Origin of the sequence: Streptomyces ziwulingensis (assembly GCF_039542605.1) — a bacterium.
In the GTDB taxonomy this organism is placed as follows: domain Bacteria; phylum Actinomycetota; class Actinomycetes; order Streptomycetales; family Streptomycetaceae; genus Streptomyces; species Streptomyces ziwulingensis.
Genome location: NZ_BAABIG010000102.1, coordinates 1 through 25,613, shown reverse-complemented (window position 1 = coordinate 25,613; position 25,613 = coordinate 1). Strand labels below are relative to the sequence as shown.

Here is a 25,613-nt window from a genome sequence, read left to right as displayed (position 1 = left end):
GCCGCACCGCCGCCGCCCTTCGGTCGGTCAGTCCTTCTCCAGCACGAACGACGTCCGCTCCTTGGCGAATCCCGGTGCCTTCGCCTCCACCAGGTAGGTGCCGGCCTCGGCCGAGCCCGCCGGTGGCGTCGCGCACTCCGGGGAGCTGGGCTTGCGGTCCCACTTCACGGTGTAGGTGATGCCGCTGCCGGCGGCCACCTTGTACAGCCTGCTCGCCGCGCCCTTCGGGCAGTCGCCGGAAGTCCAGTAGGCGTCGTCGCCGCCCGCCCGGGTGATGGTCAGCACCGCCCGCTTCGGGCCGAGATCGACCTTGCAGTCGCTGCCCGAGGTGTTGCGCGCGGTGAGTTCGAGGGCCGGCCGCTGACCGGGTTCGTAGGAGTTGCGGACGCTGCGCAGGCTCAACTCGACCGCGCCCGCCGTGCAGTCGGGCAGACCGGAACCGGCCGGCAGGGCGTCACCCGCGCCGACACCGACCGCCGTACCGCTCCCTGCGCTCCCGCCCGCGCCGCCGCCGGTACCGCTCTCCCCGGACCCGGAACCCGCGCCGGACCCTGAGCCCGACCCGTCACCGGAGCCGTCGCCTTCGCCGTCGTCCCCGCCGGAACCCCCGGTGTCCCTGGTACCCGCTCCCGAGCCGTCCCCGGACCCCGACCCGCCGGAGTCCTCGTCGCCCGACTCGTCGCGTCCACCGGGCGCCTGGCTGATCGCCGGGCCGGAACCCGAGGGGCCCGCGGTGATCGACGGCAGGGGGTTCTTGCCGTCGGCCCCGTCGTCGCCACCGCCTTTGCCGCCCCCGCCGCCGGACACCACGATCCAGGCGATCAGCAGCGCCAACACGGCGACCACAGACAGCAGTACGACCCTCCGTCGCCAGTAGATGGAGGAGGGAAGCGGCCCGATCGGATTGCGCAGAGATCCCACGGCGGAAACTCTACGAGAGATCGCCACGTTCCCCCGCGCCACCCGCCGTTCGGGCGAACAACTTTTCCGGATCATCATTCCGGTGAGCACGGTCGGCGTCCGGCGGACGCACCCGCACAGGGTGGCGATGCGTCCGCCGGACCACCCCGCCGTGGCAGGATCGAGAGGTCATGACTGCGCCCACGAAGCCCTCGCACACCGGTTCCGCCGGCCCCGCCTCCGCCGACGCCCCGGCTCCCGCCACCTCACCCGCCTCCGCTTCCGCACCCGCCGAGACCGCCGCCGAGACCGCCGTCTCCGGCGCGCTCCTGCACTCCCCCGTCATCGACTGGTTCGACGAGCACGCCCGCGACCTGCCCTGGCGGCGCCCCGAGGCCGGCGCCTGGGGCGTGATGGTCAGCGAGTTCATGCTCCAGCAGACACCGGTCAACCGCGTCCTTCCCGTCTACGAGCAGTGGCTGGCCCGCTGGCCGCGCCCCGCCGACCTGGCCGCTGAGGCCCCCGGTGAGGCCGTGCGCGCCTGGGGCCGGCTCGGTTACCCACGCCGCGCGCTGCGCCTGCACGGCGCCGCCGCCGCCATAACGGAACGGCACGGCGGCGACGTACCGTCGGACCACGCCCAGTTGCTCGCGCTGCCCGGCATCGGCGAGTACACGGCCGCCGCGGTCGCCTCGTTCGCCTACGGCCGGCGCCACGCCGTGCTGGACACCAATGTCCGCCGGGTCTTCGCGCGGGCCGTCACCGGTGTGCGCTTCCCGCCGAACGCCACCACCGCCGCCGAGCGCAGACTCGCCCGCGCGCTGCTTCCCGACGACGAGCGAACCGCCGCGCGCTGGGCCGCCGCCTCGATGGAGCTGGGCGCGCTGGTGTGCACGGCGAAGAACGAGTCGTGCCACCGCTGCCCGATCGCCGCGCGGTGCGCGTGGCAGCTCGCGGGCAAGCCCGAGCACGAGGGGCCCCCGCGCCGCACCCAGACGTACGCGGGCACCGACCGGCAGGTACGCGGCCGGCTGCTCGCCGTGTTGCGGGAGGCGCACGGGCCGGTGGCGCAGGCGGCCCTGGACCGGGTGTGGCACGAACCGGTGCAGCGCGCCCGCGCGCTGGACGGCCTGGTCGCCGACGGCCTGGTGGAGCCGCTGGCCGGCGGCCGCTACCGGCTGCCGCTGACCTGACAGCTCCGCGAAACGTCTCGTACCGGTAGAGATCAGCCCAGCCTTTCCCCCTCCCGCCTCGGCCGTTACACAACCGACGGACAGCCGACTGCCAGCCGCAGGCTGCTCCGCACAGCGCCGTGACAACGCTTGCCTAGCTTCTTCTCAGTGCCCGGCGGACCGGGCCGGATCAGTACCACGGGGAGAGGGAAGGCGGTTCACCATGGCGCAGGGCGAGGTGCTCGGGTTCGAGGAGTACGTCCGCACCCGGCAGGACGCGCTGTTGCGCAGCGCCCGCCGCCTGGTGCCGGACCCGGTGGACGCGCAGGATCTGCTGCAGACCGCGCTGGCCCGGACGTACCGCCGCTGGGAGACCATAGAGGACAAGCGGCTGGCCGACGCCTACCTGCGCCGGGTGATGATCAACACGCGGACGGAGTGGTGGCGGGCGCGCAGGCTGGAGGAGGTGCCGACCGAGCAGCTCCCCGAGTCCCGCGTGGACGACTCCACCGAGCAGCACGCCGACCGCGCGCTGCTGATGGACGTCCTGAAGGTGCTCGCGCCCAAGCAGCGCAGCGTGGTGGTGCTGCGACACTGGGAGCAGATGTCCACGGAGGAGACGGCCGCCGCCCTCGGCATGTCGGCCGGCACGGTCAAGAGCACGCTGCACCGGGCGCTCGCCAGGCTCCGTGAGGAGCTGGTCGCCCGTGAGTCGGACGCGCGGGCGCTGGAACTTGAGGAGCGGGAGCGGTGCGCGGCCTGAACAGCCATCCGGGGGCCCGAGCGGCCCGGCGGAGCGTCAGGGCGGCGATTCCGGCGGCGGCCGGGGTCGTCGCCGTCGCGGTGCTGGCCGCGGGCTGCGGGGCCGGCGGGACCGGCGCCCGGGACGAGGGTCCGGCCCACGCGGACTCGGTGACGGGCGCGGCGGCCTCGCCCTCGGCCTCTCCGTCCAAGGTGCCCGACCGGGTGGACGCCGTCCGCCTGGTCAAGTCCGACCCGCGGGTCTCGGCGGAGGTCAAACGCGAGCTGAAGCCGTGTGTCGCCGACGAGTACCCGATCGACGTCTCCTACGGCAACGTCACCCGGGGATCGGCCGAGGACGTCGTCGTCAACGTCCTGACCTGCGGAGACGCGGTGGGTGTGGGCAGTTACGTCTACCGGGAGGAGAACGGCGGGTACGAGAACGTGTTCAAGGCCGAGGAACCGCCGGTCTACGCCGAGATCGACCGCGGCGACCTGGTGGTGACCAAGCAGGTGTACGAGCGGGGCGACCCGGTGTCGAGCCCGTCCGGCGAGAACGTGATCACCTACCGCTGGTCCGGGGGCCGTTTCTCGGAGGAGTACCGCACGCACAACGACTACAGCAACGCCGCGGGGAACGCGCCCTCACCGGCACCCGACGGCTGACATCGGCCCGGAGGTGAGCGGTCCGCCCCGCCGTGACCGGTCCCGCCGTGAGCCGGCCGGCCCGTCCGTGAACCGGCCCGCCGGTCCGTGAACCGGTCCGCCCGTCCGTGAACCGGTCCGCCCGTCCGGACCGATGAAGCAGTGTCAGGACCGATGAAGCAGTGTCAGGACCCATGGAGCAGGGTCTGGACCCATGAAGCGGGGTCTGGACCCACGAAGCAGTGAGCGGGACAGCGGGACGCCGGAACGCACCGCCGGATACCGCGCCCGCACCGACCACACACGAGGACTGAGAACACCGGGATGGCAGACCAGACCCACGTCCTGTTCGTCGAGGACGACGACGTCATCCGCGAGGCCACCCAGCTCGCCCTGGAGCGGAACGGCTTCGCGGTCACCGCGATGCCCGACGGCCTGTCCGGCCTGGAGTCGTTCCGGGCCAGACAGCCCGACATCGCACTGCTCGACGTGATGGTCCCGGGCCTCGACGGCGTCAGCCTGTGCCGCCGGATCAGGGACGAGTCGACCGTGCCGGTGATCATGCTGTCGGCGCGCGCGGACTCCATCGACGTGGTGCTGGGCCTGGAGGCGGGCGCCGACGACTACGTGACCAAGCCGTTCGACGGAGCGGTCCTGGTCGCCCGTATCCGCGCGGTGCTGCGCCGTTTCGGCCACGCCGGCGGCGGCGACCGGCAGGACGACCGGGGCGCCGCGGCCGGCGGGGTGCTGACCTTCGGCGAGCTGGAGGTGGACACCGACGGCATGGAGGTGCTCCGGTCCGGCCGCCCGGTGGCGCTGACACCGACGGAGATGCGGTTGCTGCTGGAGTTCTCCTCCGCGCCGGGCACCGTGCTCAGCCGCGACAAGCTGCTGGAACGGGTGTGGGACTACGGCTGGGGCGGGGACACCCGGGTGGTCGACGTCCATGTGCAGCGGCTGCGGACCAAGATCGGCCAGGACCGTATCGAGACGGTCCGCGGTTTCGGTTACAAGCTGAAGGCATGAGCGCGGACATGCGGGAGTTCTTCCGACGCCTGGTCGCCGCGGTGGCGCGGCGCGCCCGGCTCCGTACGGGTCTGCGGTGGAAGCTGAGTGCGGCCATCGCGCTGGTCGGCGCGCTGGTCGCGGTCGCGCTGAGCCTGGTCGTGCACAACGCGGCCCGGGTCTCGATGCTGGACAACGCGCGCGACCTCGCCGACGAGCGCATCGTCGTCGCCCAGCGCAACTACGAGCTGTCGGGCCGGCTCAACTTCCCCAACGCCCAGGTCGACGACCCGGCGCTCCCCGCCGAGCTGCGCCGGAAGGTCGAGGGCGGGCGGCGGGCCACGTTCGTCGCCGACCGGCCGGGCGGGGCCAGTGACATCTGGGCCGCGGTGCCGCTCAACGACGGGCACGTGATGTCGTTGCACACGGGGTTCACCGACCGCAGCTCGGACATCCTCAAGGACCTCGACCAGGCCCTGGTCATCGGTTCCATCGCGGTGGTGCTGGGCGGCAGCGCGCTGGGGGTGCTGATCGGCGGGCAGCTCTCGCGCCGGCTGCGCAAGGCGGCCGCCGCCGCGAACCAGGTCGCCAACGGCGAGACCGAGGTGCGGGTGCGGGACGCCATCGGCGGGGTGGTCCGGGACGAGACCGACGACCTCGCCCGCGCGGTGGACGCGATGGCGGACACCCTGCAGCGGCGGCTGGAGGCCGAGCGCCGGGTCACCGCCGACATCGCGCACGAGCTGCGCACCCCGGTGACCGGACTGCTGACCGCCGCCGAGCTGCTGCCGCCGGGCCGGCCCACCGAGCTGGTGCTGGACCGGGCCAAGGCCATGCGCACCCTGGTCGAGGACGTCCTGGAGGTGGCCCGGCTGGACAGCGCCTCGGAGCGGGCGGAGCTGCAGGACATCATGCTGGGCGAGTTCGTCACCCGCCGGGTGACGGCCAAGGACCCCGACGTCCAGGTGCGGGTGGTGCACGAGTCGGAGGTGACCACCGACCCGCGCCGGCTGGAGCGCGTGCTGTTCAACCTGATCACCAACGCCGCCCGGCACGGCAGACCGCCCGTCCAGGTCACCGTGGAGGGCCGGGTCATCCGGGTCCGCGACCACGGGCCGGGGTTCCCCGAGGCGCTGCTCGCCGAGGGCCCGAGCCGCTTCCGCACGGGCAGCGCGGACCGCGCCGGGCGCGGCCACGGGCTGGGGCTGACCATCGCGGCCGGACAGGCCCGGGTCCTGGGCGCCCGGCTCACCTTCCGCAACATACGGCCGGTGGGAGCACCCGCGCAGGTGCCGTCCGAGGGCGCGGTCGCCGTGCTGTGGCTGCCGGAACACGCGCCGACCAGCACCGGCAGCTACCCGATGCTGCCCGACCGGCCGACGGGCCCGCCCCGAGGCTGAGACGCCGGACCACGCCCGGGGAGGGCGGCCCATGCGAGGGGTCCCCGTCCAGGGAGAGCGGCCCTTGCAAGAGGCCCGCCCGGGGAGAGCGGCTCATACGAGTGGCCCGCCCAGGGAAGGCGGCTCACGCGAAAAGCCCCCCGGGAGCTGTCCCGGGGAGCCTCTCGTCGTGCCGGACGGTGAGTGACGGCAGGTGATGACTGTCCGACGGGCGCGCCCGTCGGACAGGCGGTCTAGCCGGCTGTCGCCGGGGTCTTCGCCGCGGCGCCGTCGCCGGTGCCGGGGCCGTCCGCCGGGTCCTCCTGCGCCTTCGGTCCCGCCCCCTTGAGCGGGACCTCCTTGACGAACAGCGCCGCGACCAGTGCGAGCAGGGCCACCGCGGAGCCCAGCAGGAAGGCGCTGTGCGATCCGGCGGAGACCGCGTGCTGGTACGCCTCCCGTGCCAGCACCGGCAGCTTCGCCAGGCTGGCCGCGTCGAGCTGCGCGGACTGCTCGGTCACCTTGGCGCCCAGCGTGCCGGCCCGCTCGGCCATCACGTCCTGCACCCGGTGGTTGAAGAGCGCACCCATGAGCGCCACGCCGAAGGAGGCGCCGAGGGTGCGGAAGAGGGTGGTGGACGAGGAGGCCACGCCCATGTCCTTCATCTCCACGCTGTTCTGCGCCACCAGCATGGTGATCTGCATCAGGCAGCCCATGCCCAGGCCCACCACGGCCATGTACAGACCGGAGGTGAACCGGGAGGTGTCGGTGTCCATCAGGGAGAGCAGGTAGAGGCCGACCGCCATCAGCGCGCCGCCGGCCACGGGGAAGATCTTGTACCGGCCGGTGTTCGTCGTGACCCGCCCGGCGACCATCGAGGTGACGAGCATCGCGCCCAGCAGCGGCAGGAGCAGCAGCCCCGAGTTGGTCGCCGAGGCGCCCTGCACGGCCTGCTGGTAGAGCGGCAGGAAGAGGGTCGCCCCGAACATCACGAACCCGACGACGAAGCCGATCAGGGACATCAGGGTGAAGTTGCGGCTGCGGAAGATGTGCAGCGGCACGATCGGTTCGGCGGCCCTGGTCTGCCAGAAGACGAAACCGACCAGCGCGGCGACGCCGATGCCGATCAGTTCCATGATCCGCGCGGAGGTCCAGGCGTACTCGGTGCCGCCCCAGGTGGTGACGAGGACGATCGAGGTGATGCCGACGGCGAGCAGCGCGGCGCCCAGATAGTCGATCCGCGCCTCGGCCCGCTTCTTCGGCAGGTGCAGTACGACGCTGATGGCGATCAGCGCGACCGCGCCGAGCGGCAGGTTGATGTAGAAGGACCAGCGCCAGCCCCAGTGGTCGGTGATGGTGCCGCCGATCAGCGGGCCGCCGATCATCGCCAGCGCCATGACGCCGGCCATCATGCCCTGGTACTTGCCGCGCTCCCGCGGCGGGATCAGATCACCGATGATCGCCATGACGCCCACCATCAGACCGCCGGCGCCCAGTCCCTGCACGGCGCGGAAGCCGATGAGCTGGCCCATGTCCTGGGCCATGCCGCTGAGCGCGGAACCGATCAGGAAGATCACGATCGACGTCATGAAGACGCCCTTGCGGCCGTACATGTCGCCGAGCTTGCCCCACAGCGGTGTGGAGGCGGCGGTGGCGAGGGTGTAGGCGGTCACCACCCAGGCGAGGTGTTCGAGTCCGCCCAGTTCGCCCACGATGGTCGGCATCGCCGTACCGATGATCATGTTGTCGAGCATCGCGAGCATCATCGCGATCATCAGGGCGAGCAGGACGACCCGCACGCTCCTGGGTTGCTTGCCGTCCACGGCCTCTGTACGGCCGTTCTCGGCCACTGCTGTCTCCGCCATCGCTCCCACTCCCCCAGCTACCGGCACTTACTTGCCGCCCGGCTAGTGACTACACTCGGAAGGTAGACGCGTAACTAGCCGGGCGTCAAGTAAGTTTCTGGGAAAGTGCGCGGAGCGGCTGGGGCGTAGGAGGATGGGCGGCACGATGGACGGCACCAAGCAGCAACGACGCCGCGGGGACACCCGCCAGCGCATCCAGGACGTGGCTCTCGAACTCTTCGCCGAGCAGGGTTACGAGAAGACCTCCCTGCGCGAGATCGCCGAGCGGCTGGAGGTCACGAAGGCGGCCCTCTACTACCACTTCAAGACCAAGGAAGAGATCCTCGTCAGCATCTTCGAGGATCTCACCAAGCCGATCACTGAACTCATCGAGTGGGGCCGGACCCAGCCGCACACGCTGCAGACCAAGCAGGACATAGTGCGCCGCTACAGCCATGCGCTGGCGGACGCCGCCCCCCTGTTCCGCTTCATGCAGGAGAACCAGGCCACGGTGCGGGAGCTGCGCATCGGCGAGATGTTCAAGACCCGGATGCTGGGCCTCAAGGACATCCTGGTCGACCCGGACGCGGACCTGACCGACCAGGTCCGCTGCGTGAGCGCGATGTTCACGCTGCACGCGGGGATGTTCGTGCTCCAGGACCTCGAAGGCGACCCCGAGACCAAGCGCAAGGCTGTTCTCGAGGTCGCGATCGATCTGGTCACCCAGGCCCATCAGGGCGGCTGAGGTTCTTGTCGGGGTGTGACCGTCAGACGGTGACGCCCTTGGAGCGCAGGAAGGCGACCGGGTCGACGGCCGAGCCGTAGTTGGCGGTCGTGCGGATCTCGAAGTGCAGGTGCGGACCGCTGGAGTTACCGGTGGAACCGGACTGGGCGATGTGCTGACCGGTCTTGACGACCTGGCCTATCTTCACGTCGATCCGCGACAGGTGGGCGTACTGGGAGTACGTGCCGTTGCCGTGCTTGATGACGATGGCGTTGCCGTAGGCGGGGCCGTCACCGGCGCCGTTGCCACCGGCCTTGACGACGGTGCCGCCGTGGGCGGCCATCACGTTGGTGCCGGTGGGCACGGCGAAGTCCTGCCCGCTGTGGGTGGACTGCCACATGCCGCCGGCCTGCGCGAAGCTCGCGCTGAGCTTGTAGGACTTCACCGGGTCGATCCAGGAGGCGGCCTTCTTCGCGGCGGCCGTCTTGGCGTCGGTCTTCTGGGCGGTGGCGGCCTTGGCCTGAGCCGCGGCCTGGGCCTCGACGGCGCTCGCCGCGCCGGAGGCGGTGGAGGCCGCCGTGGTGTCGGCGGCGGCCGCGACCCCTGCTCCCAGCGCGACCGAGGCTCCGAGGCCGGCGGCCAGGACAGCGGCGCGGGTGCGGAGGGCGGTCGTACGGGAAGAACGGGACGTGACACGCGGAGACATACGAACCTCACGGGGGTGGGGACAGAGGAAAGCCCCTCCGACGCACAGACACTCGCCGAGCGGGACTCCACATTGGTAACCCACCAGGGCGTACCGGCACAAAGGTGTGACCTACGACGAAGACTAGTACTTCATCGTAAAACTTCCGTAGCCCCAAAAGACCCGTCATTCCGGACAAACCAGGTCACAAGCCTGGGCCCACGCCTCCCGCTCGCGGCGAGGTGCCCGATCAGGCACTTCCCGTCCGCCCTACTATTCCTGGCCGTATCCCCCGGAACCCCTGTGCGGCACGTCACCGGGCACCATGATCGAAGCCCCGCCGGATGTGACCGGGGCTACGCCGGAACACGGCCCGGCGGACTTCCACGACGTCGGCCACGCCCGCCGCGCAGCACGCACTCGACCCGCCACAGAGCAAGCATTCGTACAGGGCACCGAAGCGGCCCCGCGCCGACGCCTGACACGGCACGGCACGCCGCACGCCGCACGACGCACGACGCGGCACGGCTCAGCACGCCGCACGCAGCGCGGCACGGCACGACGCGGCACGGCGAAAGGGGCTGCCCCGGGACCGAAGTCCCGGGGCAGCCCCTTTCTGGGCTCACCCTCGGAGGGCTACGCCTCCTTGCTCAGGTTCGGGCCGGTGCCGCCGGCCGCCTGCTCGATCGGCGGGGCGTCGGGCAGGGCCGACTTCTCCTCACCTCGGAAGGTGAAGGTCTTGGTCTCGCCCTCACCCTCGGTGTCGACGACCACGATGTGACCGGGGCGCAGCTCACCGAAGAGGATCTTCTCGGAGAGCGTGTCCTCGATCTCGCGCTGGATGGTCCGGCGCAGCGGCCGGGCGCCCAGCACGGGGTCGTAGCCCTTGGTGGACAGCAGTTCCTTGGCGGACGGGGAGAGCTCGACGCCCATGTCCCGGTCCTTCAGGCGCTCGTCCACCTTTTCGATCATCAGGTCGACGATCCGCAGGATGTCCTCCTGGGACAACTGCGGGAAGACGACCACGTCGTCGACGCGGTTGAGGAACTCGGGCCGGAAGTGCTGCTTCAGCTCGTCCGAGACCTTGTTCTTCATGCGCTCGTAGTTGCTCTTGGTGTCGCCCGCGGCGGCGAAGCCGAGGTTGAACCCCTTGGAGATGTCCCGGGTGCCGAGGTTGGTCGTCATGATGATGACCGTGTTCTTGAAGTCCACGACCCGGCCCTGGGAGTCGGTCAGGCGACCGTCCTCCAGGATCTGCAGCAGCGAGTTGAAGATGTCCGGGTGGGCCTTCTCGACCTCGTCGAAGAGGACGACCGAGAACGGCTTGCGGCGCACCTTCTCGGTGAGCTGGCCGCCCTCCTCGTAGCCCACGTAACCGGGGGGCGAACCGAAGAGACGCGAGACCGTGTGCTTCTCGCTGAACTCCGACATGTCGAGGGAGATCAGCGCGTCCTCGTCACCGAAGAGGAACTCGGCGAGCGCCTTGGACAGCTCGGTCTTACCGACACCGGACGGGCCGGCGAAGATGAACGAGCCACCCGGGCGCTTCGGGTCCTTGAGCCCGGCACGCGTGCGGCGGATCGCCTTGGAGAGCGCCTTGACGGCGTCCTTCTGGCCGATGACCCGCTTGTGCAGCTCCTCCTCCATGCGGAGCAGGCGGCTGGACTCCTCCTCGGTCAGCTTGAAGACCGGGATGCCGGTGGCGGTCGCGAGGACCTCGGCGATCAGCTCGCCGTCGACCTCGGCGACGACGTCCATGTCGCCGGCCTTCCACTCCTTCTCCCGCTTGGCCTTCGCGGCGAGGAGCTGCTTCTCCTTGTCGCGGAGGGAAGCCGCCTTCTCGAAGTCCTGGGAGTCGATGGCCGACTCCTTGTCGCGGCGGACGCCCGCGATCTTCTCGTCGAACTCGCGCAGGTCCGGCGGCGCGGTCATCCGGCGGATGCGCATCCGGGAGCCGGCCTCGTCGATCAGGTCGATCGCCTTGTCCGGCAGGAAGCGGTCCGAGATGTACCGGTCGGCCAGGGTGGCGGCCTGGACCAGGGCCTCGTCCGTGATGGAGACCCGGTGGTGGGCCTCGTAACGGTCGCGCAGACCCTTGAGGATCTCGATGGTGTGCGGGAGCGAGGGCTCGGCGACCTGGATGGGCTGGAAGCGGCGCTCCAGGGCCGCGTCCTTCTCCAGGTGCTTGCGGTACTCGTCCAGCGTGGTGGCGCCGATGGTCTGCAGCTCACCGCGGGCCAGCATCGGCTTCAGGATCGAAGCGGCGTCGATGGCGCCCTCGGCGGCACCCGCACCGACCAGCGTGTGCAGCTCGTCGATGAACAGGATGATGTCGCCGCGGGTGCGGATCTCCTTGAGGACCTTCTTCAGGCGCTCCTCGAAGTCACCGCGGTAGCGGGAGCCGGCGACCAGCGCGCCGAGGTCCAGGGTGTAGAGGTGCTTGTCCTTGAGGGTCTCGGGCACCTCGCCCTTGACGATGGCCTGTGCGAGGCCCTCGACGACGGCGGTCTTGCCGACGCCGGGCTCGCCGATCAGGACCGGGTTGTTCTTGGTGCGGCGGGACAGCACCTGCATGACCCGCTCGATCTCCTTCTCGCGCCCGATGACCGGGTCGAGCTTGGACTCACGAGCGGCCTGGGTGAGGTTCCGGCCGAACTGGTCGAGGACCAGGGACGTGGAGGGCGTGCCCTCGGCAGGACCGCCGGCGGTGGCGGTCTCCTTGCCCTGGTAGCCGGAGAGCAACTGGATGACCTGCTGCCGCACCCGGTTGAGATCGGCACCCAGCTTGACCAGGACCTGGGCGGCGACGCCCTCGCCCTCGCGGATCAGGCCGAGCAGGATGTGCTCCGTGCCGATGTAGTTGTGACCGAGCTGGAGGGCCTCGCGGAGCGACAGCTCCAGGACCTTCTTGGCACGGGGGGTGAAGGGGATGTGACCCGACGGGGCCTGCTGGCCCTGCCCGATGATCTCCTCCACCTGCTGGCGGACCGCCTCGAGCGAAATCCCGAGGCTCTCAAGGGCCTTGGCGGCGACACCCTCACCCTCGTGGATCAGGCCCAGGAGGATGTGCTCGGTGCCGATGTAGTTGTGGTTGAGCATCCGGGCTTCTTCCTGAGCCAGGACGACAACCCGCCGCGCGCGGTCGGTGAACCTCTCGAACATCGTTAATCGCTCCTCAGAGCGGTCAGGCAGTAAGGGGAACTTCCCCTCCCTGTCCTTCCGCAGCTTAGTCCCGCAAGCGGGGACCGCTCATTCCAACTGCCGACACCGTCGATGGCCTCCTGACCCGCAACGCCGACATCTGCCACAACCCGATGGTGCGAGACGATGTTCCCGCAGGCCAGGCACTTACCCCAGTCGCCAGTACGCCGATGGCGAACGTGAGACGCCCTTTTCTGCGTGTCGCCCCCTCCCACTAGGGATGTCTTACCCGCCGGCACTGACAGTCCATGCCGCGCGCACTGATTCCCTCCGCTACGGGCGAACAACCTCGCACCTCCCCGCGCCCCCGCGCACCCCGATTCTCGGCACTCTTCGCACCGGCCGGAACACCCAGCGTAACTTGAGGCCCTCGGGGACGGTTGGACTTGGCATGGTTGGCGCCTCGCCCGCGGGCGACCCGGGTCCCGCGGCCGCTTCGGCCACCTCTGCCGCCTCGGCCGTCGTGGTTCCCGGCCCGCGCCGTCCGCCGGAGTCCGCACCGGACGGACCGTGGGGCCGGGTGCGGCGGTGGTACGAGCACGCGCTCGGCTGGGAGACGGAGCCGGGTGTCCCGGTACGGCTGCGCACCGGCGTCCGCTTCGACGTGCTGGACCTCCCCGCTCCGGCCGGTCACGCGTCCCTCGGACGGCTCGGGCACGGCTTCCCGGTGGCGCTCCGCGGCGACCGGATGCTGCTCCTCGTGGCGCCGGGCAGCGCGGAGGAGCTGCCGGGGCTGCTGGAGTGGCTGGAGTGGGGATCGCTGCCGCTGGACCTCGTGGCCCTCGGCGCCGGCGGCCTGGTCGACGCGCCGCTGCCCGGCGGGGCGCCGGGTCCGCAGGGGGCCGCCGTGTGGCTGCGGCCCCCTGAGCCGGGGTGCGAGGTCGAAGACTCACTGCCGACACTGTCGGCCCTGGGAAGCGGCGCGGTCGCCCCCGGTCTCGCGCCGGGGGCAGGTCGCGGGACCGCGCCGGGTTCGGTACGGGAGTCCGTGCCGGATCTCGTGCGGGTGGTCGGGACGGTGGCCACGCAGTGCCACCGCCTCCGGCTGTGGCCTGCGGGGTGCGCGCGGAGGTGATCGGGACTGCCGGTCAGCCGTTGGCCTTCTCGTACGCCTCGCGGATGGTCGCGGGCACCCGGCCGCGGTCGTTGACGTCGTAGCCGTTCTCCTTGGCCCAGGCGCGGATGGCCGCGGTGTCCTGGCTGCCGCCGGAGGCGACCCGCGCCTTGCCGCCGCGTCCGCCCGAGGCACGGCCTCCGGTGCGGCGGCCGCCCTTCACGTACGCGTCGAGAAGGCCACGGAGCTTGTCCGCGTTGGCGGTGGTGAGATCGATTTCGTACGTCTTGCCGTCCAACGCGAACGTCACGGTCTCGTCCGCCTCGCCGCCGTCGAGGTCATCGACGAGAAGGACCTGAACCTTCTGTGCCACCGGATTTCCTTTCATCGATAACTGGAAGGGTCGGGGTCCGCCGGCGTCCGCCGTTTCGCCGCCCTTGTTATATGCACTACTGCACTACGTCGGAAAGCAAACCGCTTTTGCGGGAAAAACACAAACCCCCGGCGGGAACCAACAGCCCGGCCCGCGCCCCGGAAGATGCGCGTATCGGACATAGGCCACGGCCGGAGGGACGTGCCGATGGAATAAACCTGGCCGAGGTGTGCGCAGCCGCGGTGACACTTGCCGATCCGACGGTGATGATCACAGATGCAGAAGCATCCGACTGTTGCCCAAGGTGTTCGGTTTCACTCGTTCGAGACCGAGGAACTCCGCGACGCCCTCGTCATAGGAACGGAGCAGCTCCGCGTAGACATCGGTGTCCACCGGCGTCTCCCCGATCTCCACGAAGCCGTGCTTGGCGAAGAAGTCCACTTCGAAGGTCAGACAGAAAACGCGGCGAACACCGAGCCAACGCGCGGTCTCCAGCAACTTCTCCAGCAACTGATGGCCGACCCCGGCCCCCTTCAGCCCCGGCTTCACGGCGAGAGTCCGCACTTCCGCGAGGTCTTCCCACATCACGTGCAGGGCGCCGCAGCCGACGACCTCGGCGTTGTCGTCGCGTTCCGCGACCCAGAACTCCTGGATGTCCTCGTAAAGCGTGACCGTCGCTTTGTCGAGCAGGATGCGGTCACGCGCGTACGAGTCGAGGAGTCGGCGTACCGTCGGGACATCCCTGGTGCGGGCCCGTCGGACGGTGATGGCTTTCGCGCTGACTTCAGGACTCACTGCTGACATGAGCGGACGCTATCGCCCGTCGGCGGAGGGTGTGGAGTCGGGGTTCCGGCCCGGGTTGCGGCTCTCGTTCTGTCCGGCGTTTCGTCCGGGCGCCTGATCCCCGGTGCGGGGTTCGGCTGTTTCCGGGCCCTGGGCGATGCGGATGGCGTCTCTGAGGGCCTGGCGCTGTTCCTCGCTCATCATGCCGAAGAAGGCGACGAGGGCGGCGGCCGGGTTGTCACTCTGCGACCAGGCGTCGTTCATCAGGGCGGCGGCGTAGGCGGGGCGGGTGGAGACCGCCTCATATCGATAGGCCCGGCCTTCCGCCTCGCGGCGGACCCAGCCCTTCTGATGGAGATTGTCCAGAACGGTCATCACGGTGGTGTACGCGATCGACCGTTCCCGCTGGAGATCTTCCAGGACTTCTCGAACGGTCACCGGGCGGTTCCACTTCCACACCCTCGTCATGACCGCGTCTTCGAGTTCTCCCAATGGGCGAGGCACGTTCAGCACAGTAGTGGGAGAACTCGGTCGCCGCGTGCCGCACATGCGGTTTTGCCGACAAAGCTGACAAAGCCGACAAAGGGGACCGGCGGGGCCGTGCGGGGTCCGGGCCGGAAGCCCCCAGGAGGGGCTCGGCGGGCAGGGAGGGGTCAGGCGTCCGCGCGCGGCGTCGCCTGCCGGGTGCTCTCCGCCCGGGCGAGGGCGGCGTCGACGGCCGCGTCCTCCTTGGCCTTGTTGGCGCCGCCCTGGGTCTTCACGATCACCCTGATCACGGCGACGAAGAGCACGGCCATGACGACCGGGGGCAGCAGCGCGGAGACGTAGTCCATGGCTCCAGGGTAGCCACCGGGTCGGGTCAGCCCACCGCGAGGTGCTGTCCGGGAGCGGCGGCGGGCGGGGCCGGCTTGCGGCGGGGGAAGACCTCGCCCGGGGTCGGGACGGGGCGTTTCGTGGTGTCCGGGGAGGAGGGGCGGGGGGCCGGCTTCTCGGCGGGCTCCCGGTCGGGCCGCTCGGCGGGGCCGTCCTGGGCGGCGGCGCGGGCGGCGGCGCCGGGGAGGCTGCCGCGCGCACCGGGCAGGCTGCCGTACGGGCCTGCGGGGTTCCCATGGGGGGTTCCGTGGAGGGTTCCGTGCGGGCCGTCGCAGGGGCTGCCGGAGCGGCCGCCGGGGAGGGCGAGGAGGCGGGTGCGGGCGGCGGGGACGGCCGGGGCGGGGGCCGCCGGGACGGTGCCGGTCCGGGCCGGGACCGCGGCGGTGGGGGCCGGGACCGCGGCGGTGTGGGGGTGGCAGCGGTCCAGGAGGGCGGCGGCGGTGGGGTTGCCGCGCAGGGCCCGCAGTGCGGCGAGGTCGTCCCGGGTCGGGCGGTGGCCGGCGCTCAGAGCCTCGTCGAGGAGGGTCAGGTAGCCGGCGGCGGTACCGGGGAGGGCGGCGCGGTAGCGGGCGAGGTCGGCCACGAGGAAGGCGCGCAGGCGGGCACTCTCCCGCGTGGCCTCGTCCAGGGACTCGGCCAGGCGCAGGCAGTCTTGGACGTCCTCGGCCGAGACGGGGCTGGGGTGGAGGGCGAGAGCGAGAGCGCGGCGGAGCACACGCAGCTCCTCCGCGCCGAACGCCAGGCCGCCGCGGGATCCGTATGGCGTGGGCATGCGGCGACGATACGCGCTAATCAGACAAACCCGACACAGGGGACGGGCGTGGCGTGGGGGTCCCACCCGGGTGGGCGTGCCACTCGGATGGGGAGCGGGTGGGGAGGGGGTTCGGAGCGGGTGGGGAGCGGGTTCGGAGCGGGGCTCACATACGGGACACGTTCCGTTCGTAGACCAGGCGCAGGCCGATCAGGGTCAGCCACGGCTCGTGTTCGTCGATGACCGCGGACTCGCCCAGGACCATCGGCGCGAGGCCACCCGTGGCGATGACCGTGACGTCGTCGGGGTCGTCGGCCAGTTCGCGGGCCATGCGGCCGACCACGCCGTCGACCTGGCCGGCGAAGCCGTACACGATGCCCGCCTGCATCGCCTCGACCGTGTTCTTGCCGATCACGCTGCGCGGGCGGGCCACCTCGATCTTGCGGAGCTGGGCGCCCTTGACGCCCAGGGCGTCGACGGAGATCTCGATGCCGGGGGCGATGACCCCGCCGACGTACTCCCCGCGCGCGCTGACCGCGTCGAACGTCGTCGCCGTGCCGAAGTCGACGACGATGGCGGGGCCGCCGTAGAGGTCGACCGCGGCGACCGCGTTGATGATGCGGTCCGCGCCGACCTCCTTGGGGTTGTCGGTGAGGATCGGGACGCCGGTCTTGACGCCCGGTTCGACCAGGACCGCGGGGACGTCGCCGTAGTAGCGGCGGGTGACCTCGCGCAGTTCGTGCAGGACGGAGGGGACGGTGGCGCAGATGGCGATGCCGTCGATGCCGTCGCCCAGTTCGTCGCCGAGGAGCGGGTGCATGCCCATCAGGCCCTGGAGGAGCACCGCCAGTTCGTCGGCGGTGCGGCGGGCGTCGGTGGAGATGCGCCAGTGTTCGACGATGTCGTCGCCGTCGAACAGGCCGAGGACGGTGTGCGTGTTGCCCACGTCGATGGTCAGCAGCATGGGGTGGCCACCTACTCCGCTGCTCGCAGGTCGAGGCCGATGTCGAGGATCGGGGAGCTGTGGGTGAGGGCGCCCACGGCCAGGTAGTCGACGCCGGTGTCCGCGTACACCTTGGCGTTGTCCAGGGTGAGGCGGCCCGAGGCTTCGAGGGCGGCGCGGCCGGCGACCAGGGCCACGGCCTCCTCGCACTCACCGGGCGTGAAGTTGTCCAGCAGGATCAGGTCGGCGCCCGCGTCCAGGACCTCGCGGAGCTGCTGGAGGGTGTCGACCTCGACCTCGATGGGGACGTCGGGGAAGCGGTCGCGGACCGCCTGGAAGGCTGCGGCGACGCCGCCCGCGGCGACCACGTGGTTGTCCTTGACCAGCGCCGCGTCCGAGAGGGACATGCGGTGGTTGACACCGCCGCCCGCGCGGACGGCGAACTTCTCCAGGGAGCGCAGGCCGGGGGTGGTCTTGCGGGTGTCGCGGACCTTGGTGCCGGTGCCTTCCAGGGCGTCCGCCCACGCGCGGGTGGCGGTCGCGATGCCGGAGAGGCGGCACAGGAGGTTCAGGGCGCTGCGTTCGGCGGTCAGCAGGTCCTGGGTACGGGTGGTGACCGACAGGAGCGGCTGGCCGGCCGCCACGCGGTCGCCGTCCTCGACGTGGCGCTCCACCTCGAACTCGTCGGTGCAGACGACGGACATGACGGCCTCGGCGACGCGCAGGCCGGCCACGACGCCGGCCTCCCGCGCGGTGAAGTCGGCGGTGGCCACCGCGTCCTCGGGGATGGTCGCGACCGTCGTCACGTCCACGCCGTGGGCGAGGTCCTCCTGGATGGCGACGTTGGCGATGTCCTCGATCTCCACGGGGTCGAGGCCGGCGTCCGCCAGGAGTTCGGCGAGCGCGGGGTCGAGACCGCACTCCAGGTGTTCTTCGCCGGCACCGCAGGCGCAGTCGTCACCGCAGCCGCCGGGGGCGAGGGGAAGGTCGGGGGTGGTCACGTGGCTCACTGCTCCTGGGGGCTCTGCGTCGGCGGTCCGGTCGGGGGAAAGTCTGGTGCCTGCGTGGTGTGCACGGCGAGGGTGCGGTCCGGGTTCAGCCGTACGACGAGGTGGCGGCGCCAGGCCGGGTCGTCGCGGTCCGGGTGGTCCTCGCGCCAGTGGCAGCCCCGGGTCTCCTCGCGCTGTGCGGCCGCGGCGACGAGGACCCGCGCGACGCACAGGAGGTTGGTGGCCTCCCAGGCGTCGACGCCCGGCTCGGCCGTCTTGCCGTGCTCGTGGAGGGCCTCGCGGGCCTCGGTGTGCAGGTGCCGCAACCGGTCACCCGCGCGGGTGAGGGAGCCGGCGGAGCGCAGGACGCCGGCGCCGTCGGTCATGATCCGCTGGATGGTGAGGCGGGCCTCGGGCGGCAGGAGCGGGTGGGCGGGGGTCTCCGGGTGGGTGAGCGGGTGCACCTCGCGCGCGTGCAGGGTGCCGTCCGCGTGGCGGGCGGCGACGTCGGCGGCGATCCGCTCGGCGTAGACCAGCCCTTCGAGGAGGCTGTTGGAGGCCAGGCGGTTGGCGCCGTGCACGCCCGTGCAGGCGACCTCGCCGCAGGCGTAGAGGCCGGGGACCGTGGTGCGGCCCCGGGAGTCGGTGCGTACGCCGCCGGAGGCGTAGTGGGCGGCCGGGGCGACCGGGATCGGCTCGGTGACCGGGTCGATGCCGTGCGCGCGGCAGGCGGCGAGGATCGTCGGGAAGCGGTGCTCCCACATCTCGGCGCCGAAGTGGCGGGCGTCGAGGAACATGTGTGCGGCGCCCCGCTCCCGCATCCGGCGGGTGATGCCCTTGGCGACGACGTCCCGGGGGGCGAGTTCCGCCAGCTCGTGCTGTCCCACCATGAAGCGCGTGCCGTCGGCGTCCACCAGGTGGGCGCCCTCGCCGCGTACCGCCTCCGAGACCAGGGGCTGCTGGCCCTCCGCGTCGGGGCCGAGGAAGAGCACGGTGGGGTGGAACTGGACGAACTCCAGGTCGCTGACCTCGGCGCCCGCGCGCAGGGCGAGGGCCACGCCGTCGCCGGTGGAGACGGACGGGTTGGTGGTGGCCGAGAAGACCTGGCCCATGCCGCCGGTGGCGAGGACCACGGCGGGGGCGTGGACGGCCCCCACTCCGTCGTGCTGGCCCTCTCCCATGACGTGCAGGGTGACACCGGCGGTGCGGCCCTCGGCGTCCGTGAGGAGGTCCAGGACGAGGGCGTTCTCGACCGTGCGCAGGCCCCGGGCGCGTACCGCGTCGACCAGGGCCCGGGAGATCTCCGCGCCGGTCGCGTCGCCCCCCGCGTGGGCGATGCGGCGGCGGTGGTGACCGCCCTCGCGGGTCAGTTGCAGGGCGCCGTCGGCGGACTCGTCGAAGTGCGCGCCGGTGGCGATGAGCCGGCGTACGGCGTCGGGGCCCTCGGTGACCAGGAGCCGGACCGCCGCCTCGTCGCACAGGCCGACGCCCGCGACCAGGGTGTCGTCCAGGTGCTGGCCCGGGGTGTCGCCCTCGCCGAGGGCCGCCGCTATGCCGCCCTGCGCCCAGCGGGTGGAGCCGTCGTCCAGGCGGGCCTTGGTGACCACGACCGTGCTGAGACCGGCCGCCTCGCAGCGCAGGGCGGCGGTGAGACCGGCGACGCCGGAGCCGACGACGACCACGTCCGCGGTGAGGGCCCAGCCGGGCGCGGGGGCGTGCAGTCGTATGCCTGTGGTCGTCACGAGGCGGCTCCGAACGTGAGGGGGATGTTGTCGATCAGCCGGGTCGCGCCGATCCGGGCGGCGACCGCGAGGACCGCCTCGCCGGTGAAGCCCTCCCCGATCTCGGAGAAGTCGACGGGGTCGACTAGGGCCAGGTAGTCGAGGGTGAGCGGCGGAACGAGACGGGCGGCGTCGTCCAGGATCAGGCGGGCCGCCGCGCGTACGTCCGCCGGGCCGCAGGCGGCGGCGCGGTACGGGGCCTCCTCGCGGGCGGTGGGGGCCGGCCGGGACTGGGCGACGGCGTGCGCGTCGGCGGCCGCGCGGGACTCGCCCAGGGCGCTGAGCGCTTCGGCACGCGCGTGCGTGGCGGGCACCTCGCGGGCCCGGGCGCGCAGCGCCTCCTGGGCGGCGTGCCGGTCGCGGCCGGCGAACAGCGCCTGGGAGAGGGCGAGCGCGGTGCGCCGCTCCTCCGGCGAGAGGTAGCGGTTGCGGCTGGACAGGGCGAGGCCGTCCTCCTCGCGGACGGTGGGGACGCCGACGATCTCGATGCCGAAGTTCAGGTCCCGCACCATGCGGCGGACCAGGGCGAGCTGCTGGGCGTCCTTCTGGCCGAAGAAGGCCGCGTCGGGGCGGGTGAGGTGCAGCAGCTTGGCGACGACCGTGAGCATGCCGTCGAAGTGGCCGGGGCGCGAGGCGCCCTCCAGCCTCTCCCCCATGGGTCCGGCGGTGACGCGGACCTGGGGTTCGCCGCCCGGGTAGACCTCGTCCACGGCGGGGGCGAACACCACGTCGGCGCCCGCGCGTGCGGCGAGCGCGAGGTCGGCGTCCAGGGTGCGCGGGTAGCGGTCGAGGTCCTCGCCGGCGCCGAACTGCAGCGGGTTGACGAAGACGGTGACGACGACCTCGCCCTCCGGCCCGGCCAGCTCGCGGGCGGTGCGGATCAGGGTGGCGTGGCCCTCGTGCAGGGCGCCCATGGTCATCACGACGGCCCGGCGGCCGTGCCGTGCCCGCGCGTGCAGCGCGTCGGCGGTGTGCAGCAGGGCGGTGGTCATCGGGCGTCCGTCCTCGGTCCCGTGGGTCATCGGTCGTTCCCTTCGGTGCCGGGGGTGCCGGGGGTGCCGTCGGCGAGGACGCCGAGCAGGTCCTCGGCGAGGCCGGGCTTGAGCAGCCCGTGGGCGAGCGCGCGGTCGGCGGTCGCGCGTGCCATCGCCAGGTAGCCGGCGACGGCCCCCGGGGCGTGTGCGCGCAGTTCCTCGATGTGCGCGGCGACCGTGCCGGCGTCCCCGCGGGCGACGGGGCCGGTGAGGGCGGCGTCGCCGGAGCGCAGGGCGTTGTCCAGGGCGGCGCCGAGCAGCGGGCCGAGCATCCGGTCGGGGGCCTCGACGCCGGCGGCGCGCAGCAGGTCCATGGACTGGGCGACCAGGGTGACCAGGTGGTTGGCGCCGAGGGCGAGGGCCGCGTGGTACAGCGGGCGCTTCTCCTCGGCGATCCACTCCGGTTCACCGCCCATCTCGATGACGAGGGCCTCGGCGGCGAGCCGCAGTTGCTGGGGCGCGGTGACGCCGAAGGCGCAGCCGGCCAGGCGCTGGACGTCCACGGGGGTGCCGGTGAAGGTCATCGCCGGGTGCAGGGCGAGCGGCAGGGCGCCGGCCCGCAGGGCGGGGTCCAGGACCTTCGTGCCGTACCGGCCGGAGGTGTGCACGAGCAGGTGGCCCGGCCGTACCGCCCCGGTCTCGGCGAGGCCGGTCACCAGGCCGGGCAGGGCGTCGTCCGGGACGGTCAGCAGCACCAGCTCGGCGCGGCGCAGGACCTCGGCGGGGGTCACCAGCTCCACGTCGGGCAGCAGGGCCGCGGCGCGCCGCCGGGAGGCGTCGGAGACCGCGGCGGCGGCCACCGGGCGGTGCCCGGCGAGCTGGAGGGACGCGGCGAGCGCCGGGCCCACCCGGCCGGCGCCCACGACGCCTACGGTGAGCCGCGCGGGGCGGTCCTTGGGATCGAGCTGTGGGGTTGTGTTCACGCGACGGGGGCCTTCCCGTTCCAGTCCGCTCTGGGTACCGGACGATTTCTCGTCATGCTAACGCGATCGGTTCCCCGGCGGTCGGTCGTCCACAGGGCCGGGCGTCGGCCGCGGCGTGGTTGTCCACAGGCTGTGGGCAATCCGGCGCGCCGCGGAGCGCGGGATGCGGGCGGCTCGCGGGCCGTCCTGCCGTGGGGGGCCGTGGGCGCCGTGGGGGCCGTGGGGGCCGTGGGGGCCGTGGGGGCCGCGCGGGCCGCGCGGGCCGCGCGGGGGGGGTCCTCGGGCGGAATCCGTCACTCACTGTCTCTCTCCCGGCCTCACCCTGCATGATCGCCGTATGAGTGAGGACGCTGGAGCCAGCGAGCGGCAGGGCGGCACGGACCTGGACGGGACGGACCAGGGCGGCACGGACACCGAGGAGGCGTCGGAGACCGAGGAAACGTCGGAGACCGAGGAGGCGTCGGAGGCGGAGCGGTCCCTGCGGATGCGCGAGCGGCGGGTGGCCGCCCACCGGGACGCGCGACGGGTGCTGGGGCGGCCGGGCTTCCTGGCGACGCTCGGGGAGCGCCTGGCGGTGCTGGAGAGCGCGCGGGAGCTGTACGACCTGGCCGAGCCGGCCGACATGTACGGCAACGGCGTCGTCGCCGCCCTGGAGGAGCGGGTCGCCGGTCTGCTCGGCACGGAGGCCGCCGCCTTCTTCCCGACCGGCACGATGGCCCAGCAGGTCGCCCTGCGCTGCTGGGCGGGCCGCACCGGCAACCAGGTCGTCGCGCTGCACGGCCTCGGCCACCCCGAGGTGCACGAGCGGGGCGCGCTCAGCCAGGTCGGCGGCCTGCGCCCGGTGCGGCTGACCGACGCGCCCCGGCAGCCCACCGCGGCGGAGGTGCGCGACTTCGAGGAGCCCTTCGGGACGCTGATGCTGGAGCTGCCGCTGCGGGACGCCGGTTATCTGCTGCCCACCTGGGAGGAGCTGACCGAGGTCGTCGCGGCCGCCCGGGAGCGGGACGCGGTGGTCCACTTCGACGGGGCCCGCCTGTGGGAGACGACCACGCACTTCGGCCGGCCGCTCGCCGAGATCGCGGGCCTCGCGGACAGCGTCTACGTGTCGTTCTACAAGTCCCTCGGCGGCTTCGGCGGCGCCGCGCTGGCCGGCCCGCGGACCCTGGTGGAGGAGGCGAGGGTCTGGCGGCACCGCTACGGCGGCATGGTGTTCCAGCAGTTCCCCACCGCCCTGTCGGCCCTGGCGGGCCTGGAACGGGAGCTGCCGCGGCTGCCCGAGTACGTGTCGCACGCACGCGTGGTGGCCGCCGCCCTGCGGGAGGGCCTCGCCGGGGCGGGGGTGCCCTGGGCGCGCGTCCACCCCGAGGTGCCGCACACCCACGAGTTCCAGCTCTGGCTGCCCTACGACGCCGAGGCCGTCGGCGAGGCCGCGGTACGGCAGGGCGAGGAGACCGGCATCCTGCTCTTCGCCCGCCCCTGGGACTCCCCGGGGCCCGGGCTCGCGCGGACGGAGATCAGCGTGTCGGCCGCGGGTCTGGAGTGGACGCCGGAGGACGTCCGGGCGGCGGTCGCCGGCTTCGTCGCCCGCCTCGCCGCGCGCCCCGTCGCCCGCGCGGCGCGGACGGCCCCCTGAGGAGGCGGGCCGCGCGGACCGGCTCAGCCGTGTCCGCCCGCCCGTACCAGGCCGGTCTCGTAGGCCAGGACCACGACCTGGACGCGGTCCCGGAGGCCGAGCTTGGTCAGGATGCGGCCGACATGGGTCTTCACGGTCGCCTCGGAGAGCACCAGCCGGGCCGCGATCTCGCCGTTGGACAGGCCCTGCGCCACCAGCATCATCACCTCGCGTTCGCGCTCGGTGAGCCGCTGGAGACCGGCGTGCCCGGGCTCCTGGACGCCGCTCGGCAGCATCGGCGCGAAACGGTCGAGCAGGCGCCGGGTGGTCGACGGGGCGACGACCGCGTCGCCGCTGTGCACCGAGCGGATGGCGGCGAGGAGTTCGCCGGGCGGCACGTCCTTGAGCATGAAGCCCGAGGCACCGGCCTTCAGTGCCGAGAAGGCGTACTCGTCGAGGTCGAAGGTGGTCAGGATGAGCACCTTGGGGGCGCCGTCCTGCGCGCAGATGCGGCGGGTGGCCTCCACGCCGTCGAGCCTGGGCATGCGGACGTCCATCAGGACGACGTCCACGGCGCTCGCGCGCAGCACCTGGATGGCCTCGACGCCGTCGCCCGCCTCGGCCACGACCTCCATGTCCGGCTGGGCGGCGAGCACCATCCGGAACCCGGTGCGCAGCAGCACCTGGTCGTCGACGAGCATCACGCGGATCGTCATCCGGGGCCTCTTCCGTTCCTCTGCGAAGGTCGTGCGGGGGTGAAAGTCGTGCGGGGGTGTTCGGGGGCGTTCGGGGTTGTGCGGAGCGTCCAGGGGTGTGCGGGAGGCGTGCGAGGTGCGGTGGGGGCGCTGGGGGCGTGACAGGTGTCAACGCGACACTTGTACGGGTCAGTGCGCGGGTTTGAGCGGCAGCAGCACGCTGATGCGGAAGCCTCCGCCCTGGCGCGGACCCGCGTCCAGTGTGCCGCCCACCATGCCCACGCGTTCCCGCATGCCGATCAGCCCGTGGCCCTGGCCGTCCATTCCGCCCTCCTCGTACAGCTCGTGCGGGGCGCCCTTGCCGTCGTCCTCCACGAGCAGGCCGAGCCCGTCGTCGAAGTAGACCAGGCGTACGCTCGCGCCGGCGTCCACGCCGCCGTGCTTGCGGGTGTTGGTGAGCGCCTCCTGCACGATGCGGTAGGCGGTCAGCTCGACACCGCTGGGCAGCGGGCGCGGGGTGCCCTCCACCTTGAAGTCGACGGGCAGCCCGGAGCCGCGGCACTGCTCGACCAGGTCCTCGATCTGCTGGACGTCGGGCTGCGGCACGTACTCCCCGGCCTCCTCGTGCTCGCCGGTGCGCAGCACACCGAGCAGGCGGCGCATCTCGGCGAGGGCCTGGCGGCCGGTGGAGGAGATGGTCTCCAGGGCGTTCTTCGCCTGGTCGGGCGCGGTGTCCAGGACATAGGCGGCGCCGTCGGCCTGCACCACCATCACGGAGACGTTGTGGGCGACGACGTCGTGCAGTTCGCGGGCGATGCGGGCGCGCTCGGCGGCGACCGCCACCTTGGCCTGCGCCTCCCGCTCCCGCTCCAGGCGCGCGGCCCGCTCCTCCAGTTGCGCGAAGTACGCGCGGCGGGTGCGGATGGAGTCGCCGAGCACCCAGGCCAGCGCGAACGGCACCGTCTGGAAGACCGTCACGGCGACCTGGCCCGCGATCCCCGTCTCCGCGGTGGGCCAGCGCAGTTGCGCCGCGGCCGCCGCGCACAGGCTGGTGGCCAGCGCCAGCCGGGACGCCCAGCGCGCACCGGTCGCGGCCACCGTGTAGACGATCACCAGCATGGCGAAGTCGGCCGGCATCGTGGCGACGTCCAGCAGGAGCTGGCCCACACCGAGCACGACGGCCAGCAGCAGCATCTTCTCCGGCGTGCGCCGACGCAGCGCGACCACCAGGGACAGCAGGGCGGCGAACGGGACGACCAGCGCCCTGGCGTCCGTTCCGCCGCTGTCCTCCAGGGGGCCGCCGGACACCACGGAGATCCCTAGCAGGACAAGGGCCCAGAAGGTGTCGACCCCGGTCGGGTGCCTGCGGAGGAAATCGTAGAGGCGCTGCACGTGACCCAGCGTAGGGAAGTGCGATCGGTGCAGGGGTCAACCGGAGGGCCGATCCCGAACGGGCGGGCGTACTCCGCAAGGTGGAGGCCCCGCGCACCCGCGCGCCTCCTTGAC

Annotated in this window: 24 protein-coding genes; 8 read left to right on the top strand and 16 right to left on the bottom strand. The window is 72.5% G+C overall.

Going from position 1 to position 25,613, the window contains the following annotated elements; all coding sequences use genetic code 11:
• Positions 1-27 precede the first annotated feature (27 nt).
• Positions 28-921, bottom strand: a complete 894-nt coding sequence (locus ABEB00_RS35265; protein WP_345624818.1) for a hypothetical protein — start codon at positions 919-921, stop codon at positions 28-30.
• Between the two features lie 170 nt (positions 922-1,091).
• On the opposite strand from ABEB00_RS35265, the gene ABEB00_RS35260 reads away from it, so the two are divergent.
• The 5 genes from ABEB00_RS35260 (at position 1,092) to cseC (ending at position 5,863) form a co-directional block, all read left to right on the top strand.
• Positions 1,092-2,093 (top strand): HhH-GPD family protein, encoded by a 1,002-nt coding sequence (locus ABEB00_RS35260; protein WP_345624817.1) that lies wholly within the window; start codon positions 1,092-1,094, stop codon positions 2,091-2,093.
• A gap of 202 nt (positions 2,094-2,295) precedes the next feature.
• Positions 2,296-2,835 carry a SigE family RNA polymerase sigma factor gene (locus ABEB00_RS35255; RefSeq protein WP_345624816.1) on the top strand — a complete coding sequence of 180 codons (540 nt, stop codon included), beginning with the start codon at positions 2,296-2,298 and terminating at the stop codon, positions 2,833-2,835.
• Complete coding sequence (locus ABEB00_RS35250; protein WP_425586628.1) at positions 2,823-3,479, top strand: hypothetical protein; 657 nt, start codon at positions 2,823-2,825, stop codon at positions 3,477-3,479. Before ABEB00_RS35255 ends, ABEB00_RS35250 begins: the two co-directional genes overlap by 13 nt.
• 303 nt (positions 3,480-3,782) lie before the next feature.
• Positions 3,783-4,484 carry a two-component system response regulator CseB gene (cseB, locus tag ABEB00_RS35245; RefSeq protein WP_345624815.1) on the top strand — a complete coding sequence of 234 codons (702 nt, stop codon included), beginning with the start codon at positions 3,783-3,785 and terminating at the stop codon, positions 4,482-4,484.
• A gap of 8 nt (positions 4,485-4,492) precedes the next feature.
• The gene (gene cseC / locus ABEB00_RS35240; protein WP_345624833.1) at positions 4,493-5,863 is read left to right on the top strand and encodes a two-component system sensor histidine kinase CseC; all 1,371 of its coding nucleotides are present in this window, start codon (positions 4,493-4,495) and stop codon (positions 5,861-5,863) included.
• Positions 5,864-6,096: 233 nt separating this feature from the next.
• Here cseC and ABEB00_RS35235 read toward each other — a convergent pair whose 3' ends face one another.
• Positions 6,097-7,707, bottom strand: a complete 1,611-nt coding sequence (locus tag ABEB00_RS35235) for an MDR family MFS transporter (protein WP_345624814.1) — start codon at positions 7,705-7,707, stop codon at positions 6,097-6,099.
• A 133-nt stretch (positions 7,708-7,840) separates the two neighbouring features.
• Here ABEB00_RS35235 and ABEB00_RS35230 point away from each other — a divergent pair, with 133 nt between their 5' ends.
• Positions 7,841-8,431, top strand: coding sequence for a TetR/AcrR family transcriptional regulator (locus ABEB00_RS35230; protein WP_345624813.1), 591 nt, complete (start codon positions 7,841-7,843; stop codon positions 8,429-8,431).
• A gap of 22 nt (positions 8,432-8,453) precedes the next feature.
• Here ABEB00_RS35230 and ABEB00_RS35225 read toward each other — a convergent pair whose 3' ends face one another.
• Together ABEB00_RS35225 and ABEB00_RS35220 are read right to left on the bottom strand one after the other, a co-directional pair.
• Entirely contained in the window at positions 8,454-9,116 is a 663-nt protein-coding gene (locus ABEB00_RS35225) for a M23 family metallopeptidase (protein WP_345624812.1), read from the bottom strand.
• A gap of 615 nt (positions 9,117-9,731) precedes the next feature.
• Entirely contained in the window at positions 9,732-12,257 is a 2,526-nt protein-coding gene (locus ABEB00_RS35220) for an ATP-dependent Clp protease ATP-binding subunit (RefSeq protein ID WP_345624811.1), read from the bottom strand.
• Between the two features lie 430 nt (positions 12,258-12,687).
• Between ABEB00_RS35220 and ABEB00_RS35215 the strand changes: the two genes are divergently transcribed.
• Entirely contained in the window at positions 12,688-13,371 is a 684-nt protein-coding gene (locus tag ABEB00_RS35215; protein WP_345624810.1) for an SCO3374 family protein, read from the top strand.
• Between the two features lie 13 nt (positions 13,372-13,384).
• Here ABEB00_RS35215 and ABEB00_RS35210 read toward each other — a convergent pair whose 3' ends face one another.
• The 10 genes from ABEB00_RS35210 to ABEB00_RS35165 all read right to left on the bottom strand — a co-directional run bounded on the left by ABEB00_RS35210 (position 13,385) and on the right by ABEB00_RS35165 (position 21,800).
• Complete coding sequence (locus ABEB00_RS35210; RefSeq protein ID WP_345624809.1) at positions 13,385-13,723, bottom strand: histone-like nucleoid-structuring protein Lsr2; 339 nt, start codon at positions 13,721-13,723, stop codon at positions 13,385-13,387.
• Positions 13,724-13,993: 270 nt separating this feature from the next.
• A complete protein-coding gene (locus ABEB00_RS35205; protein ID WP_345624808.1) occupies positions 13,994-14,527 on the bottom strand; it encodes an amino-acid N-acetyltransferase in 534 nt (177 codons plus the stop codon).
• A 9-nt stretch (positions 14,528-14,536) separates the two neighbouring features.
• A complete protein-coding gene (locus ABEB00_RS35200; RefSeq protein ID WP_425586627.1) occupies positions 14,537-14,974 on the bottom strand; it encodes a BlaI/MecI/CopY family transcriptional regulator in 438 nt (145 codons plus the stop codon).
• 185 nt (positions 14,975-15,159) lie between these two features.
• Positions 15,160-15,339: a hypothetical protein gene (locus tag ABEB00_RS35195; RefSeq protein ID WP_345624806.1), complete on the bottom strand. Its 180-nt coding sequence runs from the start codon at positions 15,337-15,339 to the stop codon at positions 15,160-15,162.
• A 26-nt stretch (positions 15,340-15,365) separates the two neighbouring features.
• On the bottom strand, positions 15,366-16,121 hold the full coding sequence (locus ABEB00_RS35190; RefSeq protein WP_425586629.1) for a hypothetical protein: 756 nt from the start codon (positions 16,119-16,121) through the stop codon (positions 15,366-15,368).
• Between the two features lie 175 nt (positions 16,122-16,296).
• A complete protein-coding gene (locus ABEB00_RS35185; RefSeq protein WP_345624804.1) occupies positions 16,297-17,094 on the bottom strand; it encodes a type III pantothenate kinase in 798 nt (265 codons plus the stop codon).
• 11 nt (positions 17,095-17,105) lie between these two features.
• Entirely contained in the window at positions 17,106-18,074 is a 969-nt protein-coding gene (gene nadC, locus ABEB00_RS35180) for a carboxylating nicotinate-nucleotide diphosphorylase (protein WP_345624803.1), read from the bottom strand.
• Between the two features lie 5 nt (positions 18,075-18,079).
• Complete coding sequence (locus ABEB00_RS35175) at positions 18,080-19,804, bottom strand: L-aspartate oxidase (RefSeq protein ID WP_345624802.1); 1,725 nt, start codon at positions 19,802-19,804, stop codon at positions 18,080-18,082.
• Positions 19,801-20,835, bottom strand: coding sequence for a pantoate--beta-alanine ligase (gene panC / locus ABEB00_RS35170; protein ID WP_345624832.1), 1,035 nt, complete (start codon positions 20,833-20,835; stop codon positions 19,801-19,803). Before panC ends, ABEB00_RS35175 begins: the two co-directional genes overlap by 4 nt.
• A 26-nt stretch (positions 20,836-20,861) precedes the next feature.
• Entirely contained in the window at positions 20,862-21,800 is a 939-nt protein-coding gene (locus ABEB00_RS35165; protein WP_345624801.1) for a Rossmann-like and DUF2520 domain-containing protein, read from the bottom strand.
• A 337-nt stretch (positions 21,801-22,137) separates the two neighbouring features.
• On the opposite strand from ABEB00_RS35165, the gene ABEB00_RS35160 reads away from it, so the two are divergent.
• Positions 22,138-23,433: a threonine aldolase family protein gene (locus ABEB00_RS35160; protein WP_345624800.1), complete on the top strand. Its 1,296-nt coding sequence runs from the start codon at positions 22,138-22,140 to the stop codon at positions 23,431-23,433.
• Positions 23,434-23,456: 23 nt separating this feature from the next.
• Here ABEB00_RS35160 and ABEB00_RS35155 read toward each other — a convergent pair whose 3' ends face one another.
• Positions 23,457-24,128, bottom strand: a complete 672-nt coding sequence (locus tag ABEB00_RS35155; RefSeq protein ID WP_345624799.1) for a response regulator — start codon at positions 24,126-24,128, stop codon at positions 23,457-23,459.
• A gap of 168 nt (positions 24,129-24,296) precedes the next feature.
• The gene (locus ABEB00_RS35150) at positions 24,297-25,499 is read right to left on the bottom strand and encodes a sensor histidine kinase (protein WP_345624798.1); all 1,203 of its coding nucleotides are present in this window, start codon (positions 25,497-25,499) and stop codon (positions 24,297-24,299) included.
• Positions 25,500-25,613: the final 114 nt, after the last annotated feature.

What these genes read in the sequence shown, in the direction of transcription:
- ABEB00_RS35255 (WP_345624816.1), top strand. Translation starts at nt 2,296, where the DNA reads ATGGCGCAGGGCGAGGTGCTCGGGTTCGAGGAGTACGTCCGCACCCGG.
- ABEB00_RS35195 (WP_345624806.1), bottom strand. Translation starts at nt 15,339, where the DNA reads ATGGACTACGTCTCCGCGCTGCTGCCCCCGGTCGTCATGGCCGTGCTC.
- ABEB00_RS35235 (WP_345624814.1), bottom strand. Translation starts at nt 7,707, where the DNA reads ATGGCGGAGACAGCAGTGGCCGAGAACGGCCGTACAGAGGCCGTGGAC.
- ABEB00_RS35185 (WP_345624804.1), bottom strand. Translation starts at nt 17,094, where the DNA reads ATGCTGCTGACCATCGACGTGGGCAACACGCACACCGTCCTCGGCCTG.
- ABEB00_RS35200 (WP_425586627.1), bottom strand. Translation starts at nt 14,974, where the DNA reads ATGACGAGGGTGTGGAAGTGGAACCGCCCGGTGACCGTTCGAGAAGTC.
- panC (WP_345624832.1), bottom strand. Translation starts at nt 20,835, where the DNA reads ATGACCACCGCCCTGCTGCACACCGCCGACGCGCTGCACGCGCGGGCA.
- ABEB00_RS35160 (WP_345624800.1), top strand. Translation starts at nt 22,138, where the DNA reads ATGAGTGAGGACGCTGGAGCCAGCGAGCGGCAGGGCGGCACGGACCTG.
- ABEB00_RS35220 (WP_345624811.1), bottom strand. Translation starts at nt 12,257, where the DNA reads ATGTTCGAGAGGTTCACCGACCGCGCGCGGCGGGTTGTCGTCCTGGCT.
- cseC (WP_345624833.1), top strand. Translation starts at nt 4,493, where the DNA reads ATGCGGGAGTTCTTCCGACGCCTGGTCGCCGCGGTGGCGCGGCGCGCC.
- ABEB00_RS35225 (WP_345624812.1), bottom strand. Translation starts at nt 9,116, where the DNA reads ATGTCTCCGCGTGTCACGTCCCGTTCTTCCCGTACGACCGCCCTCCGC.
- cseB (WP_345624815.1), top strand. Translation starts at nt 3,783, where the DNA reads ATGGCAGACCAGACCCACGTCCTGTTCGTCGAGGACGACGACGTCATC.
- ABEB00_RS35260 (WP_345624817.1), top strand. Translation starts at nt 1,092, where the DNA reads ATGACTGCGCCCACGAAGCCCTCGCACACCGGTTCCGCCGGCCCCGCC.
- ABEB00_RS35155 (WP_345624799.1), bottom strand. Translation starts at nt 24,128, where the DNA reads ATGACGATCCGCGTGATGCTCGTCGACGACCAGGTGCTGCTGCGCACC.
- ABEB00_RS35230 (WP_345624813.1), top strand. Translation starts at nt 7,841, where the DNA reads ATGGGCGGCACGATGGACGGCACCAAGCAGCAACGACGCCGCGGGGAC.
- ABEB00_RS35215 (WP_345624810.1), top strand. Translation starts at nt 12,688, where the DNA reads ATGGTTGGCGCCTCGCCCGCGGGCGACCCGGGTCCCGCGGCCGCTTCG.
- ABEB00_RS35205 (WP_345624808.1), bottom strand. Translation starts at nt 14,527, where the DNA reads ATGTCAGCAGTGAGTCCTGAAGTCAGCGCGAAAGCCATCACCGTCCGA.